The sequence below is a fragment of the Streptomyces sp. Ag109_G2-15 genome (assembly GCF_900215565.1).
In the GTDB taxonomy this organism is placed as follows: domain Bacteria; phylum Actinomycetota; class Actinomycetes; order Streptomycetales; family Streptomycetaceae; genus Streptomyces; species Streptomyces diastatochromogenes.
In genome coordinates this window covers 546,230-566,419 of the sequence record NZ_OCNI01000001.1, presented here as the reverse complement: position 1 = coordinate 566,419, position 20,190 = coordinate 546,230, and the positions used below count along the sequence as shown (strand labels likewise).

At 71.0% G+C, this 20,190-nt stretch carries 11 protein-coding genes; 5 read left to right on the top strand and 6 right to left on the bottom strand.

What is annotated here, in order from left to right; genetic code table 11:
- Nucleotides 1-16: 16 nt before the first annotated feature.
- Nucleotides 17-1,600, bottom strand: coding sequence for a (2,3-dihydroxybenzoyl)adenylate synthase (locus CRP49_RS02305; protein ID WP_097251937.1), 1,584 nt, complete (start codon nt 1,598-1,600; stop codon nt 17-19).
- Between the two features lie 13 nt (nt 1,601-1,613).
- Complete coding sequence (locus CRP49_RS02300; protein ID WP_097251936.1) at nt 1,614-2,819, bottom strand: cytochrome P450; 1,206 nt, start codon at nt 2,817-2,819, stop codon at nt 1,614-1,616.
- Nucleotides 2,820-2,972: 153 nt separating this feature from the next.
- Here CRP49_RS02300 and CRP49_RS02295 point away from each other — a divergent pair, with 153 nt between their 5' ends.
- From CRP49_RS02295 to CRP49_RS02280, 4 genes are read left to right on the top strand one after another with little or no spacing between them, the layout of a single operon-like run.
- Entirely contained in the window at nt 2,973-3,719 is a 747-nt protein-coding gene (locus CRP49_RS02295) for a thioesterase II family protein (protein ID WP_097251935.1), read from the top strand.
- On the top strand, nt 3,716-4,804 hold the full coding sequence (locus CRP49_RS02290; RefSeq protein WP_097251934.1) for an isocitrate/isopropylmalate dehydrogenase family protein: 1,089 nt from the start codon (nt 3,716-3,718) through the stop codon (nt 4,802-4,804). The genes CRP49_RS02295 and CRP49_RS02290 overlap by 4 nt, the downstream gene beginning before the upstream one ends.
- Nucleotides 4,791-6,170, top strand: a complete 1,380-nt coding sequence (locus tag CRP49_RS02285) for an NAD(P)/FAD-dependent oxidoreductase (protein ID WP_097251933.1) — start codon at nt 4,791-4,793, stop codon at nt 6,168-6,170. Before CRP49_RS02290 ends, CRP49_RS02285 begins: the two co-directional genes overlap by 14 nt.
- Nucleotides 6,161-6,490, top strand: a complete 330-nt coding sequence (locus CRP49_RS02280; RefSeq protein ID WP_097251932.1) for an antibiotic biosynthesis monooxygenase — start codon at nt 6,161-6,163, stop codon at nt 6,488-6,490. Before CRP49_RS02285 ends, CRP49_RS02280 begins: the two co-directional genes overlap by 10 nt.
- A gap of 52 nt (nt 6,491-6,542) precedes the next feature.
- On the opposite strand, the gene CRP49_RS02275 is transcribed toward CRP49_RS02280, so the two are convergent.
- The 4 genes from CRP49_RS02275 to CRP49_RS02260 form a co-directional block, all read right to left on the bottom strand.
- Entirely contained in the window at nt 6,543-7,517 is a 975-nt protein-coding gene (locus CRP49_RS02275; protein ID WP_097251931.1) for an NAD(P)/FAD-dependent oxidoreductase, read from the bottom strand.
- A gap of 81 nt (nt 7,518-7,598) precedes the next feature.
- Nucleotides 7,599-9,977, bottom strand: a complete 2,379-nt coding sequence (locus CRP49_RS02270) for an excinuclease ABC subunit UvrA (protein ID WP_097251930.1) — start codon at nt 9,975-9,977, stop codon at nt 7,599-7,601.
- A gap of 40 nt (nt 9,978-10,017) precedes the next feature.
- Entirely contained in the window at nt 10,018-11,334 is a 1,317-nt protein-coding gene (locus tag CRP49_RS02265; protein ID WP_143669946.1) for a DoxX family protein, read from the bottom strand.
- A gap of 133 nt (nt 11,335-11,467) precedes the next feature.
- Complete coding sequence (locus CRP49_RS02260) at nt 11,468-12,166, bottom strand: class I SAM-dependent methyltransferase (RefSeq protein WP_218892953.1); 699 nt, start codon at nt 12,164-12,166, stop codon at nt 11,468-11,470.
- 267 nt (nt 12,167-12,433) lie between these two features.
- Here CRP49_RS02260 and CRP49_RS02255 point away from each other — a divergent pair, with 267 nt between their 5' ends.
- Nucleotides 12,434-20,188 (top strand): non-ribosomal peptide synthetase, encoded by a 7,755-nt coding sequence (locus CRP49_RS02255; RefSeq protein WP_097251927.1) that lies wholly within the window; start codon nt 12,434-12,436, stop codon nt 20,186-20,188.
- Nucleotides 20,189-20,190 lie beyond the last annotated feature (2 nt).

Sequence of the window (20,190 nt, the reverse complement as noted above, 5' to 3'; positions counted from 1 at the left end):
GCGCGGGGCCCTCACCTCACCTCGCCGACGTCACGGCGAGCGCACGCAGCGCCTTCTTGTCCACCTTCCCCATCGGGGTGCGCGGCAACTGGGCGAGCGGGACCAGTCGGTCGGGGATCTTGTACGTGGCCAGGCCGCAGCCCCGGAGGAACTCCTTCATCGCCGACGGCCGGATCTCCGACCCGGTCAGCACGAGGAAGGCGTACGTCCGCTCGCCGAGCACGGTGTCCGGGACGCCGACCACGGCCGCGTCCTGGACGGACGGGTGGGTGCGCAGTTGTCGCTCCACCTCCTCCGCCGAGACCTTCTCACCGGCGCGGTTGATGACGTCCTTGATCCGTCCGACGATCGTGATGTTGCCTTCCGGGCTGCGCCGGACGAGGTCGCCCGTCCGGAAGAACCCGTCCGGCGTGAAGGAGCGGGTGTTCTCCTCGGGGGCCCGGTAGTACCCGCGGATCGTGTACGGGCCGCGGGCGATCATCTCGCCGGCCTCCCCCTCGGGCACCGGGTTCCCGGACTCGTCGACGATCAGGACCTCGTCGTCCTCCGTCATGGGCCGGCCGTCCGTGCCCATGATCACGTCCTCGGGATCGTCGAACCTGGTGTGGGTCAGCAGGCCCTCGCTGATGCCGTACCAGCGCATGATCCGGCACCCGAGGACCTGTCCCGCCCGACTGGCGAGTGCGGGGTCGAGCGGGGCGCTGCCGACCTGGATGAGCAGGTGGGACAGATCGGGCTTCTGTCCGGAGTCGGCCCACAGCCGCAGCACGGAGGGCACGACCGTGGTCACGGTGACGTGCTCGCGGTGGATCAGCGGGAACACCTCGTCGGGCCGTACGCTCGACGTCAGGACCGCCTTGCCGCCCAGCAGGAGGCTCCCGAACACCCCCGGGCAGGCGAGCGCCGCCTGGTGCGCGACCGGATTGACGGCGAGGTAGGCCACCTCCTCGCCGACGTGCATCGCGTCCGCGGTGGCCCGCATGACGTAGGCGTAGTCGTCATGGGTGCGGGGGATCAGCTTCGGCAGTCCGGTGGTGCCTCCGGAGAGGAGGAAGAGCGCCGGATCGGACGGGTCGACGTGGGGCAGGGGGACGTTCTCGCTGCCCAGTGACTCCAGTGCGGTGAACTCCTGGGCGTCGCCGCTGACGAGGACGTGCCGGACCGGGGGGATCTCCCGGGCGAGTGCGCGGTAGTCGAATCCGCCGAACTCGTCCTTCACGGCATAGGCCACCGCACCGGAGTGGGCGCACAGGTGGGATATCTCGGACTTGCGGTGCCCGGGCAGCGCCAGGACCGGTATGGCTCCGGCCCGCAGCAGTGCGAAGACCAGGACGACGAACTCGGGGATGTTGGGCAGGTGGACGACCACCCGGTCGAGCGGTCTGATGCCCAGTTCGATCAGGCCGCCCGCCAGCCGGTCGGCCCGCCGGGACAGCTCCGCGTACGTCATCCTGCGCCCGTCGCAGACCACGGCCACCCGGTCGGCATGGCGCCGGCAGGAGTCGTACAGCAGGTCACCGAGCGCCCGGCCGAGCCAGATTCCCCTGCGGCGGTACTCCTCGGCGAGATGGCCGGGCCAGGGGACGAAACCGTCGAGCATGAGGCGTTCCCTTTCAGGAGGCGGACCGCGGCCGGAAGGCGACGGGGAGACTGCCGTAGCCGTACAGGAAGTTCGAGTAGATGCGCTGCGGCTCCCCGTCCAGCTCGATGTCCCGTACGGACGTGACGAGCGCCTGCAGCAGCGCGCGCAGCTCGGCCCGGCCCAGCGCCGCGCCGACGCAGAAGTGCGGGCCGTGGCCGAAGGTGAGGTGCTTGTTGGGGCGGCGGGACAGGTCGAGGGTCCGGGGGGCGGAGAAGACCGTCTCGTCGTTGTTCGCCGAGGTGTTCCAGAACGTGACGATGTCACCGGCGCGCACCCGTTGCCCGCCGAGGGAGAAGTCGCACAGCGCCGTGCGCGCGAAGTGCATGCCCGGCGTCGCCCACCGCAGCAGCTCCTCCACCGCCGTGTCGAGGTCGATCGTCCCCTCGCGCAGCCCGCGCCACTGGTCGGGGTACCGGGTGAAGGCCAGGATCGAGCTGATCGCGGTCATCCGCGACGACTCGTCCCCGCCCAGGAGCAGGCTGTAGCAGTTGAGCGCGATCTCCTCCGGGGTGAGCGGGCGGCCGTCGACCTCAGCGGTGGCGATCATGCTGATCACGTCGTCGCCCGGCTTCGACCGGCGCTCGAACGCCAGCTCCATCAGATAGAGCACGATCTCGTTGCGTGCTTCCAGAGCGTCCAGTCGGGCGCCCTCCTGATGCTCGGACGCCAGCGCCTCCTTGCTCCACAGAAGCAGCTGCTTGCGGTCCTGCGCGGGGATGGACAGCAGATCGCAGATGGTGTTCATCGGGATGTGCTCGGCGACCTCGGCGGCGAAGTCGAAGGAGCCCAACTCCGAGACGGTGCTGATGAGTTCCTGCGCGCGCTCCTCGACCTTGCGTACCACTTCGCCCAGCACCCGGGGCGAGAAGGCGCGGAGCATCAGGTTCCGCAGATGCCGGTGCCAGGGCCGGTCCGAGACGGCGAGCATCTTCCCGCCCGCCGAGTCGCCCCCGCGCAGCAGGACGTCCAGGACGTTGCCGCGGGCGGAGCTGAGCCGCTTCCAGTCGCCGTAGCAGGACAGGACGTCGTCGTACCCCGCCACGACCCAGAAACCGGGACGCTCCGCGGCGGACGGATGCCAGTACACGGGGCTCTCCTGGCGTACCCGGTGCCAGAACTCGTAGGGGTCGTTCCTGACGAAGGTGGCCGGGTCGGTGAGATCGAGCGACGGGCTCATCCGGGATCCTCCTTTTCCCCGCATCGTCATGCCCCGGCCCCACGGCGCCCCTGATGTCTTGCCGACATCTGTCGCGGATCCCGCGATTTCGTGCGCGGCGGAAAACATGGGACGGGACGGGTCAGCCGAGGGCCGAGGAGAGAGGCGGAGACGATGAGCCGGATACGGGAACGGGGCTGGGTGCGGTCTCTGACCACCGTCGAACGTCCCGAGCTTCGTGTGGTGTGCTTCCCGCACTCCGGGGGTTCGGCGACGGCCTTCGGCGAGTGGTCCACCGCGATGCCGCCCGGCGTGGAGCTGATGGCCGTCCAGTACCCCGGCCGCGGCGACCGGTTCGGGGAGCCGCTCGTGGACGACGTGGCCGCGATGGCCGGCCACGCGGCGGCGGACCTGCTGCGGCTTCCCCCGCGCGACTTCGTGCTCTTCGGGCACAGCCTGGGTGCGGTGGTGGCCTACGAGACCGCCCTGGTCCTGCGGGACGCGGGGGAGGAGCCGCGGAGCCTGTGCGTCTCCGCCTGCCAGCCGCCCGGAAGCGTGGAGGGCGGAGACCTCCACCTGGCACCCGACGACGAGTTCTGGTCGACGCTGGTGGGGCTCGGCGGTATCGAACCCGGGATCGCCGAGCACGCCGAGCTGCGCGAACTCCTGCTGCCGACGCTGCGCTCGGACCTGCGGGCCCACGCGGAGTACCGGCCGCGACCCGGGGCCAAACCGCTGTCCTGCGCCGTGAGTTGCTACCACGGCGTGGGCGACCCGCTGGTGGACGAGACACGCCTGGGGGAGTGGGCGCAGGTCACCTCCGGCGAGTTCGCGGTGCGCGCGCGGCCGGGCGGGCACTTCCACGTGACGACCGACGTGGCGGAACTGGTGGCGTACATCGTGCGCCAGGGCCGGCCATGAGCGGCGCCTCGAAAAGGATCACCGTGATCCCCGGCGACGGCATCGGGCCGGAGGTGATCGAACCCGCGCTGGCCGTTCTCGACGCCCTCGCACTCGGTGTACGGCTGGACGTCCTCGACCAGGTGAACGCCGAGACGTACCTGAGCGCCGGAAGTGCCCTGTCCCAGGCCGATCTCGACCGGATCCGGACCAGCGAGGCGACGCTGCTCGGTGCGGTCGGCGACCCTCGGCTGGGCGACACCGCGTACGTGCGGAGCGTGCTGTCCACACTGCGTTCCGAGCTGGACCTGTACGCCAACTACCGTCCCGTACGGCTGTGGCACGACCGGCTCAGCCCGCTGCGTGACGACACGCGGCGCGCCATCGACTGCGTGATCGTCCGGGAGAACACCGAAGGGCTGTACAGCGGTGTCGGCGGCAGCACCCGCACGGGCTCCCCGCAGGAGATCGCCATCGACGTGGACCTCAACACCCACCACGGTGTCTCGCGCATCCTGGACTTCGCCTTCTCCGTGGCACGACGGTCGGTGTGCGTGGTGGACAAGGCCAACGCCGTGCGCAACGGCGGGCAGTTGTGGCAGCGGTGCTGGCACGAGGCGGTCGAACGGCACCCGCAGTTCGACACCTCACATCTCTACGTGGACGCCGCCGCGATGAGGCTGGTGACCGACCCGACCACGTTCGACGTCATCGTCACGAACAACTCGTACGGCGACATCCTGAGCGATCTCACCGCCGCCCTCGCCGGCGGCCTCGGCGTCGCCGCGTCGGCCAATCTCAACCCCACCACGCGGCAGGGGCTCTTCGAGCCGGTGCACGGCAGCGCGCCCGACATCGCGGGAACCGGGATCGCCAACCCGTTCGCCGCCCTTCTCTCCGCGGCGCTGCTGATCGAACACCTGGGCCATGCCGAGGAGGCCGACGCCGTGCGCGGGGCGGTCGCGGCCGCCGTCGAGGCCGGAAGAGTCACCCCCGACCTCGGCGGGTCCCTGAGCACGAAGGAGGTGGGCGCTGTGGTCCTGGCCGAACTGCGGCAGCCGAACGCGGGCCGGACGAGGGGACGGCGATGCCATGCGGGGGCCTAGCGAAGGCCGCGCCGAGCGGAATCCCGAGATCGTCGTCGTCGGGGGCGGCCTGGTCGGGGTGGTCACGGCCATGTATCTCGCCCCCCGGTTCGGTCCGGTCACGATCCTGGAGAAGCGGGCGGACCCGCGCCGCGGTGGCGGCGGACAGGGACGGTCCCTCACGGTGATGCTGTCCGCACGCGGCTGGCGCGTCCTGTCCGACCTGGGCCTTGAGCAGACGGTGCGCGAGATATGCGTCCCCCTGCACGGACGCTGCGCGCACCTGCCCGACGGCAGCTCCCACATCACCCCGTACAGCAGGGACGGGCAGCCGATCTGGTCGGTCGAGCGCGAGCGGCTGCACCACATGCTGCTGGACGCCGCCGAGGCGACTCCCGGCATACGCGTCCGCTTCGAGCAGCGGGTGCGCTCCGTGGACCTGGACGAACCGGCCGTGCTCGTGGAAGACGGTGCCGGCACACAGCGGTTGACCTGCCGTCGCGTCCTCGGCTGCGACGGCGCGCACTCCACCGCCCGGGCTGCCCTCGCCGCCCGCACCGCACCGGCGGAGGTACGCAATCTCGAGCTGGCCTATCAGGAGATCGACGTGCCGGGCGGCTGGCTCGACAGCCGGACCATGCACTACTGGCCGACCGGTGACGCACTGTTCGCCGCGTTCCCCATGCCGTCGGGGGAGTACTCCGGCTCCCTGTTCATGCGTCGCGAAGGGCCGGCGCCCTCCTACGCCACGGCCGACGGCGGCCAGGACCTGTACGAGGTGTTCGCCGACCGCTTTCCCGAACCTACGGCCGCCATCCCGGACATCGCCGAACAGCTCGCCACCAAGTCAGTCTCCACCCTCACGGTCGTACGCTGCGACCGATGGGTCTGGCGGGACACGTTCGCGCTGCTCGGGGACGCCTGTCACGCGATGGCCCCCTTCATGGGGCACGGCATGAACTGCGGCTTCGAGGACGCCCGTACGCTCGTCGACTGCCTCGACGCCACCGAGGACTGGACGGCGGCCCTGGCCGCCTACGAGAAGTCACGGATCGAGGACGCCCACGCCATCTCCCGCCTCTCCTACCAGCACTACCACATCATGGCCAACCCGCCGCAGGACGAGACCGCACACGACAGGGGAGTCCTGCGCAAGCGTCTCGTCGACCTCTTCCCGGACCGCTTCGTGCCCCTGTACGAGCAGTGCGCCTTCACGGAGGAGAGCTACGCCTCGGTGCTGAGGAACGACCAGCGCCTGGACCGACTCGTGGAGAGCCTGCTCAGCCGGCACGGCGCGGAGCTGGTCACTGCGTCCGACAGCCGGCTGCGCGCCTGCCTGCCCCTCGACCCGAACACAGTCACCCTGGAGGACTCCGGATGTTCGTGATCCTGTTCAAGTCGCGCCTCACCGATCAGGCGGGCGAGGACTACTACGCCACCGAGGACGAGATGCGGCAGCGGGTCCGTGCCATCGCCGGGGACGATCTGGTGGACGTCCAGCACTACACGGGCGAGGACGGTGAGCGCCTCGCGGTCGTGCTGTGGCGCAACGCGGAGACCCTGGAGAAGTGGCGTGCCGACCCCGAGCATCAGGTGGCGCAGCGGCTGGGCCGGGAACGGTGGTACTCCTCCTACGAGTTGATGGTTGCCGAGGTGCTTCGCACCAGCTCGCACACGGCCACGGAGAAGCCGTCGGAGGAGGCGTAGGAGGACGCTACGTCGTGCGGTCGGTCCGTGGACCGACCGCACGACGACGTGGTCAGGGGCGGACGGCGCTCAGGATCAGCGAGGCGTGGATGGCCTCGGCGGCCGTGGCACCCGCCGCGGCCGCCGAGGTGAACGACTGCTTCCACCGGGAGGCCAGGTCCCCGGCCGCGTACAGGCCCGGGACGTTGGTGCACTGCATGTCGTCGACGGTCAGGTACCCCTCGTCGTCGGCCGTCAGTTTCAACTCGTCGATGGCCCGAGCGACGACAGGCTGTTGCCGCTGCGCCGGCGTCCACACCAGCGTCTCCCGCTCCAGGATGCGGCCGTCGTCGAACTCGACCGCGTACAGCGCCCCTTGACGGTGGTGCAGGCGGCTGATCGTGCCCGTGACGACGTCACCGCCCATGCTCTGCGCGGCGGTGCGAGCGCCCTCGGCACCCGGCATCGACTCGCGGCAGATCGCGACCGTGTCGCTGCTCCACGCACGGAACGCCACAGCCGAGAACATGGCGAGTTCCGCGTTGTCCACGACGACGCCCCACCGCCGGTCGGCGTTCTCCTCGCCGAGGCAGAACGGGCAGTGGATCACGCTCCGGCCCCAGCAGGCCGAGAACCCCTCCACGTCCGCCGGATGGATGTCTATGACACCGGTGGCGAGCAGCACGGTCGAAGCCTCGACGGTGTCCCCGCTGTCGAGACCGACCTGGAAGCGGCCGCCGTCCGTGGTGCGCACGCCGTCGACATCGGCTTCCACCAGCTCCACGGTCGCGTACCGGGAGAGTTCCTTCCACGCGCGCGAGCGGATCTCGGCGGGAGCGGCGCCGTCCAGGCCGACATGCCCGTGAACGCCTCCCGACGCGCTGTTGCGCGGTGCGCGGCGGCTGTCCACGAGGACCACGCGCTGGCGGTACCTGGCCAGGGCGAGCGCCGCCGTGAGCCCGGCGGGGCCGGCCCCCACGACGACCGTTTCGGTTTCGGTGCGCGAAGACATGGAGGTGTTCGCGGACATGGGGGTGTTCGCAGACATGGGTCGGTACCTTCCGTCGAGAACTTGGCCGGGCCCCGTCCCGGTTCTGCCGGGACGGGGCCGCACAAGGCGAGAGGCCGCTCAGCCGCCGACGTAGGCCGCGAGGTGCTCGCCGGTGAGCGTCGAACGGGCCGCGACGAGGTCGGCCGGGGTGCCCTCGAAGACGATCCGGCCGCCGTCGTGACCGGCACCGGGGCCGAGGTCGACGATCCAGTCGGCGTGCGCCATGACGGCCTGGTGGTGCTCCACGACGATGACCGACTTGCCGGAGTCCACGAGCCGGTCGAGCAGGGCGAGCAGCTGCTCGACGTCGGCGAGGTGCAGGCCGCTGGTCGGCTCGTCGAGGATGTAGACGCTGCCCGCACCGGACATGTTGGTGGCCAGCTTGAGGCGTTGCCGTTCGCCGCCGGACAGGGTGGTGAGCGGCTGGCCGAGGCTGAGGTAGCCCAGCCCGACGTCGTTGAGCCGGTCGAGGACGGTGTGCGCGGCCGGAGTGCGCGCCTCACCGGTGCGGAAGAACTCCTCGGCCTCGATCACCGGCATCGCGAACACCTCGCTGATGTCCCGGCCGCCGAGGCGGTACCGCAGCACCGACTCCTGGAACCGCTTCCCCTCGCACTCCTCGCAGGTGGTGGCGACGCCGGCCATGATCGCCAGGTCCGTGTAGATGACGCCGGCGCCCTTGCAGTTGGGGCAGGCACCCTCGGAGTTGGGGCTGAACAGCGCCGGCTTGACGCCGTTGGCCTTCGCGAACGCCTTGCGGATCGGTTCGAGCATGCCGGTGAACGTCGCCGGGTTGCTGCGCCGGGAACCCTTGATGGGCGCCTGGTCCACCGTCACCACACCGTCCCGGCCGGCCACCGAGCCGTGGATCAGGGAACTCTTGCCGGAGCCCGCGACCCCGGTGACCACGGTGAGCACGCCGAGCGGGATGTCCACGTCGACGCCCTGCAGATTGTGGGTCGCCGCGCCGCGCACCTCCAGTACACCGGACGGCTTGCGTACCGACGGCTTCACCGAGGCCCGGTCGTCCAGGTGCCGTCCGGTGATCGTGCCGCTGGTCCGCAGCTCCTCCACCGTGCCTTCGAAGACCACCTCGCCGCCGGCCGTGCCGGCCTTCGGCCCGATGTCGACCACGTGGTCGGCGATCAGGATCGTCTCCGGCTTGTGCTCCACCACCAGCACGGTGTTGCCCTTGTCGCGCAGCCGCACCAGCAGGTCGTTCATGCGCTGGATGTCGTGCGGATGCAGGCCGACCGTGGGCTCGTCGAAGACGTAGGTGACATCGGTGAGCGCGGAGCCGAGATGGCGGACCATCTTGACGCGCTGGGCCTCACCGCCCGAGAGCGTGCCCGACGCCCGTTCGAGCGAGAGATAGCCGAGGCCGATCGAGACGAACGAGCTGAGGGTCTCGTCGAGCACCTTCACCAGCGTCGCGACCGACGGGTCGTCGAGGGCGCGGATCCATGCGGCCAGGTCGCTGATCTGCATCGCGCACGCGTCGGCGATGCTGACGCCGTCGATCTTCGAGGACCGGGTCAGCGCGCTGAGCCGGGTGCCGTCGCACTCAGGACAGACGGAGAACGTCACCGCCCGCTCCACGAACGCCCGGATGTGCGGCTGCAGCGACTCCTTGTCCTTGGAGAGGAACGACTTCTGGACCCGGGCGAGCAGGCCCTCGTACGTGGTGTTGATCCCCTTCACCTTGACCTTGACCGGGTCCCGGTGCAGGAAGTCGTCCCGCTCCTGGCCGGTGTAGTCGCGGATCGGCTTGTGCGGGTCGAGGAACCCGGACTCGGTGAACGACTGCACCACCCAGCCGTCGGGCTTCCAGCCGGGGACGGTGATCGCGCCGTCGGCGAGCGACTTGGAGTCGTCGTAGAGCTGGGTCGGATCGATGTCGGTGACGGAGCCCATGCCCTCGCAGCGCAGACACATGCCGCCGACGACGCTGAAGCCCTTCTCGATCTTCTTGCCGTTCACCACCAGCGTGCCCGACGCGTCGGCCGTGGCCACGTTGAAGGCGAACGCCTTCTGCGAGCCGATGTACGGCTTGGCGAGCCGGCTGAACAGGATGCGCAGCAACGCGCCCGCGTCGGTGGCGGTGCCGACCGTGGAGCGGGGGCTGGTGCCCATCGGCTGCTGGTCGACGATGATCGCAGTCGTCAGCCCGTCGAGGATGTCGACCTCGGGGCGCGCCAGTGTCGGCATGAAGCCCTGGATGAAGGCGCTGTAGGTCTCGTTGATCAGCCGCTGCGACTCGGCGGCGATGGTGTCGAACACCAGCGAGCTCTTGCCCGAGCCGGAGACTCCGGTGAACACCGTCAGCCGGCGCTTGGGGATCTCGACGTCGACGTTCTTGAGATTGTTCTCACGCGCACCGTGCACGCGGATCAGATCGTGACTGTCGGCAGCGTGCAGCGCAGACGACTCTAAGTCCGTCCTCGTGCCGGGGGTCATGGTGTGCCTCCCATGTGTTCGTGAAGTTACCGCACCAGCACTACACCATGTACGAGTTGTCCTGCACCCAGTGGAAGCCACGGTCGACGAGCGGGAACGTGGCGAGATTCATTCGGTGCAGTCGTACACACAACCGCTGTCCGTCGACTTCACCGTCCAGGGTCAGCAGATCGTCCGCGGGGCGCTGCAGCGTGAAATGGGCGTTCCACTTCGGATCGGCCATCTTGAGCAGGGTCATCGAATGGCTTTCCGTGTCGACCGCCGCGACATAGCCGCCGTCGAGGGAATCGTCCATGCGCTGGATGGTCACGGCGTCGGCGGAGTCGAAAACGACGCGCCGCCATCGCTTTTCGTCGGTCGTCAGCGGTGCGTGCTGCTCGCCGTCGACCGAGAATGCGTCCACGTTCCAGATGCCGTACAGTTCGGGTTTTTCCCGTCCGCCGCCGTACGTCTTCCAGACCGTCCAGTCGTTGCGGAGCTGTGCGCGGAGCAGCCACAGACCCGCGGCGACCTGCGCGGCAGCGGCGATCCGGTTCGCGCCGGGCGTGCGGAACAGTTCCTGTCGGGGCGACGGCGGGACCGTCCCGTTCGACAGGAAGGTCTGGGCGAGGCGCGCCGATTCCGGTGCCAGCAACACCAGGCTCAGCAGGAGCAGATGGAACGAATGGATCTTCACCGGGACGTCGAAGGTCATGTTCAGGATGAACACCTGGGTCAGTTCCATCGCGCACAGCAGCGCACCCAGGGTCGCCGTCCTCGGCAGGACCAGCAGCAGTCCGCCGGCGATTTCCGCGCAGCCCAGTAGGACTTGGTACGGTTTCGAGGATCCCGCCTGCGACCACAGCACACTCATCGGACTGAAATTGCCGAACGGCTCGACGAGTTTGGTCAACGGTAGTTGAAACTGCAGCGGAATTGCCTTGGCGGCACCGTAGGAGAACATCTGCCCCGCGAGACAGAACCGGACGACCAGCCGGAACCACGAGTCCAGCGTCTCGTAGTTCGTCCGGCGCCGGTCCAGCAGGGACCAGATCGGGGTGGCCGCGGCGGCGCCCGCCAGCCAACAGAACTGTCCCACCCAGGCGTTCAGGTCGTCGCCGCCGTCGAAGCGTTCGCCCAATTCTTTGTCGAATACGTGAGCGGCCACCCACTTCCGCACCGGACGCATCGACCAGAGTTTCGCCCAGGCGTCGGCCGCCTCCTGCTTGTGGCCCAGTCCGCCACCCCGCAGCGTCAGAAAGATCTGGGGCGTCGTCAGGCAGTAGGAACCGGCGTAGACGAAGGCGAATCGGAAGGCGCCCCGGGCGGCCCCGCTCCAGCGCGGTGAGTCCGGTGAAGTGCCGGTCCGCAGGTGCATGCGTCTGGTCGCCCGGTTGGACTGTGCCGGGGCCAGGAGCCGTAGCAGTCTGCCTGCGCGTGCCTTCATGATCCATCACCTTCACACTGGCCGGATGCGCGGTTCGGACGTTCCCCGGTCGGTGGATCCCGGGTCAGGCGCGGCGGAAACGGCCGAGCCAGGCGGGCAGGTCGAGGGGTTCCGACGCGGACGGGAGGATCCCGTACAGGGTGGTGTCGGTGACGGACTCGACGGTCCAGCCGTCGGCGAAGCCCTTGCGCAGGTCGTCGGCGGACCGCTTCGGGCCGGGCGGCTCCGACGCCGGTATCCCCTCGATCACTTCGGCGAGCCGCGCCTGCATCTTCGCGGCCCCGACATCGCTGACCTCCAGCACATGCACCAGCGCGCCCGGGCGGCAGACGCGGTGCAGCGCCGCCGCGTAGCTCCGTAGCCTGTCGGCGTCGAAGGTGTGCGCGAGGCCGCAGTCGATCACGGTGTCGAAACATCCGTCGTAGCCGGCGAGTTCCAGGGCGTTGGCGACCGCGAAGGTGGCGTCGAGTCCGCGCTCCTCGGCCTTGTGCCGCGCGAGGGAGACCGCCTCCGACGACAGGTCGAGTCCCGTCACCGCGTAGCCCTTGCTCGCCAGGTGGAGCACGTCCTCGCCGGTGCCGCAGCCCGCGTCGAGCACCGCACCGCTGATGAGTCCCGCTTCCTCGAGTGCGACGAAGGCCGGCTGCGGCGCACCGATGTCCCAGGGCGGACGCTTACCGAACGGGCTCTCACCGCGGTAGACGGCGTCGAAGACATGGGTCAGCGCGTCCATTCCGTCGGGCTGGGAAGCAGGTTCCGTCATGCGGCCATGATTGCGCCGCCCTCGGTTCCGCTTTCGATCTCTTGCCGACTTCTGTCATCCGGTCGCCGCCGCGGACGCACCGGGCAGCCGTGGCGATCGCTGGGTTGATCAGGCCTTTCCCGCCTGGCTGCGGGGCGTACGTCCGGGTCTGGTCGGCTATCTGGCCGACATCTTTCACGTCGGTTGATCGGCCTCAGAGGGGCGACGACGATCAGGCACAGCGACTGGCCGCTGCTCTGGATACCACATGTACAGGGGGGACTCTGGATGGGTTACACAGGCGTTACGGCCGTACAGGAGGCCATGTGGCTCCAACAGGAGCTGGCCCCCGACCGGCCGAACAACGTGGTGACCCTGTGGGACGTCGACGGAGACCTGGACATCCCCCTGCTCACCGAAGCGCTGCGTACGGCCGTGTCCGAGGCCGGGGCGCTGACGGTGAACTTCCGGCGGGGCGAGGACGGTCTGCGGATGGTCGCCCGCGATCCGGAGAGGCCCGAGCCGTTCCACTTCGACGTCGGCGACGCGGACGACCCCGGCGACGCGGCCCGAGCCGTGGTCGCCGAGCTGGTGAGCCGGCCGTTCGACCTGGGCGAGGACGCCCTCTTCCGGGTCGGTTCCATCCGGCTGGGCGCCACCCGCCACCTCCTGGTTCTCGTCTTCCACCACATCGTCACCGACGCGTTCGGCGTCGTCACGCTGCTGTCGCAGCGGATCGCGGAGATCTATCGCGCGCTGCGCTCGGGTTCCGCTGTACCGGAGCTGCCCGCGAACGCGCGCGGAGACGCGCAGCAGAAAGACGCCGCGTACCGGGCATCCCAACGGTTCGCCCAGGCAGAGGAGTTCTGGCGGGACTACCTCGCGGACGAGCCGACCGCGGCGCGGCTTCCCGCCGGCGTCCGCCCCGCCGCCGACGGCCGGCCGGCCGGGCACTGGGACGGCCTCACCGAACCGCTCGGCATGACCACCCGGACCGCCAGGATCCCGGCCGGCGAACTCGCCGCCTGGCGGCGCACGGCCGACGCCGTGGGGACGAGCCTGCCGGACCTGCTCGCGGCGGCGGCCACGGCGTTCCTGCGGCACATGTGCGCCGTGCCCGAACCGCTGCACGAGTTCACCGTCAACCACCGCGTCGGTCCCCTGCGGCGGTCGCTCGGCCTGCTCTCGAACCGGCTGCCGATCCGCGTGGAGGTGCCGCCCGGGGCGACCCTCGTGGAGCTGGCCGAGGCGCTCGGCCGGGAGCGCCGGCGCGTGCTGCGGCACGCGGGCCACGACGTATCCCTGATCAAGCGGGCGACGGGGCACGCCGGGTCGGTGCGCAGCCCGTTCGGCGCCCTCGTCAACGTGATCCCCTTCGTCGAGGCGCTCGATCTCGCGGGCAGCGTGGCGCGGTTCGCCGGTGGCACGTTCGGTGTGATCGACGAGGTGATGATCTCGACCTACACCGACGGCGCGGCCGACAGCGACCAGTACGTCCGCTTCGACGCCCCGCGGTCGCACTACGGGGACCAGGACGTCGCCGGACTCGCCGACAGATTTGTGACGTTCCTCCGGGCCGCCCTGGCCGACCCGCGCGCCCGGGCCGGGGACGTCAGCGTGCTCAGCACAGCGGAACGCCACGCGCTCCTCACCGAGTACCCCGGCCCCGCGGTCACCCCGGTGGGCCTGACGCTGACGGAGCTGCTGGAGCGGCAGGTAGGGGCCACCCCCGACGCCATCGCGGTGACCTTCGAGGACACCTGCCTTTCGTACCGTGAGCTGGACGAGCGGTCCGGTCGGCTGGCCCGCCTGCTGATCGAGGGCGGCGCGGGGCCGGAACGGTTCGTCGCGGTCGCGATCCCCCGGTCGCTGGAGCTGGTCGTCGCGCTGGTCGCCGTACTCAGGGCGGGCGCCGCCTATGTCCCGGTCGACCCGGACTACCCCACCGCCCGCGTGGAGTTCATGCTCGCCGACGCCAGGCCCACGCTGCTGCTGACGGTGAAGGGCACGGCGGACCGGCTGCCCCGGACGGACATCCCCCTGATCACGGTCGACGAGGCCCCGCTCACCGACGGTCCCACCGCGCTCGCGCCGCACTCCGTCGAGCATCCGGCGTACATGATCTACACGTCGGGATCGACCGGCCGGCCCAAGGGCGCCGTCATCACCCACGCCGCGATCGTCAACCGGCTGCTGTGGATGCAGGACCGCTACCGGCTGGACGGCTCCGACCGGGTGCTGCAGAAGACCTCGGCCTCCTTTGACGTGTCGGTCTGGGAGTTCTTCTGGCCGCTGATCACCGGCGCCGGCCTCGTCGTCGCAAGGCCGGACGGGCACCGCGACCCGGCCTACCTCGCCGAGCTGATCCAACGCGCCGGGGTCACGACCCTGCACTTTGTTCCCTCGATGCTCGCCGAGTTCGTCAACGACGAGGCTGCGGGCGCCTGCACCGGCCTGCGCCGCGTCATCTGCAGCGGCGAAGCACTGCCGGCCGAACTCGCCGCGCGTTTCCACGAGTTACTGGGTGTGCCCCTGCACAACCTGTACGGGCCGACCGAGGCGGCGGTGGACGTCACCGCCTGGCAGTACCGGCCCGGGGCGAGCACCGTACCGATCGGCACGCCGATCTGGAACACCGCGCTGTACGTGCTCGACAGCCGGCTCGGACTGGTCCCGCCCGGCGTGTACGGCGACCTGTACATCGCGGGCGCCGGCCTGGCCAGGGGCTACCACGACCGCTCGGCCCTGACCGCGGAGCGCTTCGTCGCCTGCCCGTTCGGCCCGTCCGGGCGGCGCATGTACCGGACGGGCGACCTGGCTCGCTGGAACGGCAACGGCGAGCTGGAGTTCGCCGGACGCGCCGACCACCAGGTGAAGATCCGTGGCTTCCGGGTCGAGCCCGCGGAGATCGAGGCGACGCTGGCCGCACACCCCGGCGTGGCCCAGGCCGCCGTCCTCGCCCGGCGCGGCCGCGGCGCCGACGGGGCCGCCCAGCTCGTCGCCTACATCGTGCCGACGACCTCCGGCAGCATCGGCAGGCCCGGCGCCGACTGGGACCTCCACGCCGGGCTGGACATCGCCGAGCTGCGGGGCTTCGTCGCGGCCCGGCTGCCCGCCCACCTGGTACCCGCCGCCTTCGTCGCGCTGGACCGGCTGCCGCTGACCGCGAACGGCAAGCTGGACCGGGCGTCGCTGCCCGAGCCGGAGTTCGCCGGCCAGGCTCACCGGCCCGCCCGCACCAGCGAGGAGCACGTCCTGGCGGCCGCGTTCGCCGAGGTGCTCGGGCTGAGCCGGATCGGGGTGGACGACGACTTCTTCACCCTCGGCGGCGACAGCATCCGGGCCATCCAGGTCGTGGCCCGCGCCCGCGCGGCCGGCCTCGCGCTCAGCCCGCGCACCGTGTTCGAGTGCCGCACCGTCGCCGCGCTGGCCGCGGCCGCGACCCGGGACACCGCTCCCACGGCACTCGCCGAACTCGACGGCGGAGGCGTCGGTCTGCTGCCCCTGCCACCGATGGCCCGGCTCGTCGCCGAACGCGGACCCGGCCTCGACCGGCTCGCCCAGTGGCTGCTGCTGGAGGTACCGGCCGAGACGGACCACGACAACCTCACCGCGACGGTACGCGCCGTCCTCGACCGGCACGACGTCCTGCGGTCCCAACTGGTCGACGACGGCCTGCTGGTGCACCCGCCCGGCTCCGTCGACGCGGCCCGGCTCATCACACGGGTCGCCTGCCCAGGAGACTGGAGCGGCGACGCCTGGCAGACGCTGCTGCGCACCGAGGCGGCCGCCGCGGCCCACGACATCAAGGCCTCGGACGGTCGCATGCTCCGGCTGGTGTGGTTCGAGCCGGCCACCGGCGGACCCGGACGACTGCTGGTCGCGGCGCATCACCTGGTCGTCGACGGAATGTCCTGGCGGGTGCTGCTCCCCGACCTGGCCGAGGCATGGCGGCGAGTTCGGACCGGCGAGACACCGGCCCTGCCGCCGGTGGGGACGTCGCTACGACGGTGGCTGCGCGCGCTGGCCGACGAGGCGGTACGGCCCGGACGGGCGGCCGAGCTGTCCCTGTGGCGCGACCTGCTCGCCGCCCCCGTGGCCCCGGTCGGATCCCGGCCGTTCGACCCGAAGGCCGACGTCACCGCGGCGACGGAAACCGTGCGCGTCCAGCTCCCGGCCGACCTCACCGACGCCGTGCTGACCTCGGTGCCGGCGGCGTACCGCAGCGGCGTCGACGACGTGCTGCTCACCGCCCTCGTCCTGGCACTGGCCCGGCACCGGCGGGGCGTGAGGGACGACGCCACGGTCGTACGCCTGGAAGGGCACGGCCGGCAGGAGGAGCTGGCCCCGGGCGCGGACCTGTCCCGCACGGTCGGCTGGTTCACCACCGTCCACCCGGTCCGGATCGACCTCTCCGGCATCGATGTCGACGACGCGATCGCCGGGGGAGCGGCCGCCGGAGACGCCCTCAAACGCGTGAAGGAGCAGCGGCGCGCGCTGCCCGACCAGGGCATCGGCTACACGCTGCTGCGCCACCTCAACGACGAGACCGCGGCGGCGCTGCGCCCGTACCCGGCGGACGAGATCGGCTTCAACTTCCTGGGCCACTTCTCCTTCGACGGCCCGGAGCCGGCACACGGCCCCGGCTGGACACCGGCGCCGGAATGCCCCGAACTCGTCGCGGTACCCGACCCCGACATGCCCGCGCTCAGCGCACTCGAACTCAACTCCCTGGTCACCGACACCGGGGACGGCGCGCGACTCACCGCCCTGTTCACCTTCGCCACCGGCGTACTGCCCGCCGCCGAGGTCCGCGACCTCGCCGACACCTGGTGCGCCGCCCTGCGCGGCCTGCACACCCTGGTGAGGACGGGCGCGACCGGGCTGACCCCGTCCGATGTCGCGCCGGTGCACGTCGGCCAGGCCGAACTGGACACCTGGCAGCGGCGTTTCGGCCAGGTCAACGACGTATGGCCGCTCACCCCGCTGCAGGACGGCCTGCTGTTCCACACGATGCTCGCCGACACGGCCTCCGAGGCCTACCTGACGCAGTTCGTGTTCCGGCTCAGCGGCCCGGTGGACGCGGTGCGCCTACGGGCCGCTGGCCAGGCCCTGCTCAAGAGGCACCCGAACCTCAGGGCGGCGTTCCTGTCGAGCGCGACCGGCGAGTCGGTGCAGATCGTGCTGGACGACGTCCCCCTGCCCTGGCGGCATGTGGACCTCACCGGCGCGCCCGAGGCCGAGGCGCGGCTGGAGGAGATCCTCGCCGAGGAGCGGGACACCCGTTTCCGCCCCGACAGCCCGCCCCTGCTCCGGCTCACCCTCGTCACGCTGGGACCGGAACGGGCCGAACTCGCGCTCACCGCCCATCACGTCCTGCTCGACGGCTGGTCGGTACCGCTCATCGAGCGGGAACTGATGGACCTGTACGCCACGGGCGGCCACGACACCGACCCGCCACGCCCCCACGGCTACCGGGACTTCCTGCGCTGGCTGTCACGGCAGGACACGGCACGCTCCGCACAGGCGTGGGCCGCGGAGCTGGCCGGCGTGGCGGAGCCGACGCTCCTGGCGCCCACGGCACGCCCGGCCGGTGGCGGCAGCGGGCAGGTCGACGCGGCGCTGTCCGGCGAGGACGCCACCCGGCTGGCGCGCCGAGCCGCCGAGTGGGGCGTCACCCCCAACACCCTGGTGCAGGGCGCGTGGGCCGTCGTACTCGCCGAACTGACCGGCCGCGAGGACGTGCTGTTCGGCACCACCGTCGCCGGCCGGCCGTCCGAACTGCCCGGCGTGGACGCGATGATCGGCCTGTTCATCAACACGGTGCCGGTACGGGCGCGGTGCACCCCGACCGACAGCCTCCCGCGGCTGCTGGGGCGGCTGCAGGACGCCCAGGCGAGACTGCTGGACCATCACCACCTCGGGCTCGCCGACATCCAGCGGTCGACCGGGCTGAGCGCGCTGTTCGACACGCTCGTGGTCTTCGAGTCGTTCCCCGTCGACCGCGTCGGCCTCTCGGCGGCCGGCGCGTCGGCGGAGCTGGCCGTGACCGGCATCCGCCCGTACGCCCCACCGCACTACCCGCTGACCGTCATCGCGGCGGCCGATCCGCTGCTGCGCCTCTCCTTCCAGTACCAGCGCGATGCCTTCGAGCACGCCGAGGTGGAGGTGATCGCCGATCGGCTGGTGCGGGTGCTGCGGCAGTTCGCCGCCGAACCGGAGACCACCGTCGGCGCGATCGACGTGCTGTCCGACGCGGAGCGCGAGCAGGTGCTGCACGGCTGGAACGCCACCGCGGCCGCACTGCCCGAGCGGACCATCCCCGAGCTGATCGCCGAGCGCGCGGCGGCGACGCCGGACGCGGTGGCGGTCGAGTGCGACGGACACCGGCTGACCTACCGGGAGTTGGACGAGCGCGCCAACCGGATGGCGCACTGGCTTATCGAGCAGGGCGTGGGGCCGGAGTCCCGCGTGGTGGTGCTGCTGCCCCGCTCGCTCGACCTGGTCGCGGCGCTGCTGGCGGTGTGGAAGGCCGGCGGTGCCTATGTGCCGGTGGACCCGGAGTATCCGGCCGCGCGGGTGCGGTCCGTGGTCGAGGACAGCGCACCGGTGCTGGTGCTGGGCCCCCAGCGGCTGGCCGAGGCCGACCTGTCCGCGTATCCCGCCGACGACCCGAAGACCGCGGTCGGCTGCCACCACACCGCCTACGTCATCTACACCTCCGGCTCCACCGGCAAGCCCAAGGGCGTGGTCATCGAGCACGGCTCCCTGAGCAACCTGCTCACCGGCATGCAGGACCGTTTCTCGCTGTCACCGGACGACCGGCTGCTGGCCGTCGCCACCGTCGCGTTCGACATCGCCGCGCTGGAACTGTTCCTGCCCCTGCTGTCCGGTGCCCGGGTGGTGCTGGCCGGCAAGGACACCATCACCCAGCCCTCGGCACTGCTCGACCTCGTCCAACGCGCCGGCATCACCCACATGCAGGCCACCCCCGCCCTCTGGCAGGTGCTGGTCACCCACGCCCCGGCCTGCCTGACCGGCCTGCGCGTGATCACCAGCGGCGAGGCCCTGCCCACACCACTGGCCCACACCCTGTACGACCACGCGGCCGAGGTCACCAACCTCTACGGCCCCACCGAAGCCACCATCTACTCCACGGCCGCCCGCCTCGACCCCGGCACCGCCGGCATGCCACCTTCCATCGGCGGCCCCGTCACCAACGCGCAGATCCTCGTCCTCGACCGCACGCTCCACCCGGTGCCCCCCGGGGTGACCGGTGATCTCTGGATCGCCGGGCACGGCCTGGCCCGCGGCTACCACGACCAGCCGGGCATGACCGCGGAGCGCTTCGTGGCCAATCCGTTCGGCCCGGCGGGTACGCGGATGTACCGCAGCGGGGATCTGGCCCGCTGGACCAGCACGGGTGAGGTCGAGTACCTCGGCCGCTCCGACCACCAGATCAAACTGCGCGGGTTCCGCATCGAACCCGCCGAGATCGAGCGCACCCTGTCCGGCCATCCGGCCATCCGCCAGGCGACCGTCATCGCTCGCGAGGACAACCCGGACGACCGGCAACTGGTGGCGTACGTCGTGCCCGAGCCGGGCGCCGCCGTACCGCCGGCGGAGCAGTTGCGCACGCTGGTCGGGGAGCGGCTGCCGCAGTACATGGTTCCCGCGGCGATCGTGGTGCTGGCGGAGCTGCCGCTGACCCCGAACGGGAAGCTGGACCGGCTGGCACTGCCACGACCCGAGTTCGACGGGGACGAGTACCAGGCTCCGCGCACCCCGCGTGAGGCGGTGCTGTGCGGGCTGTTCGCCGAGGTGCTGGGCGTGGAGCGGGTCGGCATCGACGACGACTTCTTCGCCCTGGGCGGACACTCGCTGCTGGCCACCCGTCTGGTGGCGCGGGTGCGCGCCGAGCTGGGAGTGGAGATCCCGATCCGGATCCTGTTCACCGCCCCCACCGTCGCCGAGCTGACCGAGCGCTGGAACGAGATGTCGGCCTCTTCCCGAAAGCCGCTGCGCAGGATGACCGAAAGGTAGAA

Coding starts and splice junctions, on each gene's coding strand:
- CRP49_RS02305 (WP_097251937.1), bottom strand. CDS start 1,600: ATGCTCGACGGTTTCGTCCCCTGGCCCGGCCATCTCGCCGAGGAGTAC.
- CRP49_RS02300 (WP_097251936.1), bottom strand. CDS start 2,819: ATGAGCCCGTCGCTCGATCTCACCGACCCGGCCACCTTCGTCAGGAAC.
- CRP49_RS02295 (WP_097251935.1), top strand. CDS start 2,973: ATGAGCCGGATACGGGAACGGGGCTGGGTGCGGTCTCTGACCACCGTC.
- CRP49_RS02290 (WP_097251934.1), top strand. CDS start 3,716: ATGAGCGGCGCCTCGAAAAGGATCACCGTGATCCCCGGCGACGGCATC.
- CRP49_RS02285 (WP_097251933.1), top strand. CDS start 4,791: ATGCGGGGGCCTAGCGAAGGCCGCGCCGAGCGGAATCCCGAGATCGTC.
- CRP49_RS02280 (WP_097251932.1), top strand. CDS start 6,161: ATGTTCGTGATCCTGTTCAAGTCGCGCCTCACCGATCAGGCGGGCGAG.
- CRP49_RS02275 (WP_097251931.1), bottom strand. CDS start 7,517: ATGTCTGCGAACACCCCCATGTCCGCGAACACCTCCATGTCTTCGCGC.
- CRP49_RS02270 (WP_097251930.1), bottom strand. CDS start 9,977: ATGACCCCCGGCACGAGGACGGACTTAGAGTCGTCTGCGCTGCACGCT.
- CRP49_RS02265 (WP_143669946.1), bottom strand. CDS start 11,334: ATGCACCTGCGGACCGGCACTTCACCGGACTCACCGCGCTGGAGCGGG.
- CRP49_RS02260 (WP_218892953.1), bottom strand. CDS start 12,166: ATGACGGAACCTGCTTCCCAGCCCGACGGAATGGACGCGCTGACCCAT.
- CRP49_RS02255 (WP_097251927.1), top strand. CDS start 12,434: ATGGGTTACACAGGCGTTACGGCCGTACAGGAGGCCATGTGGCTCCAA.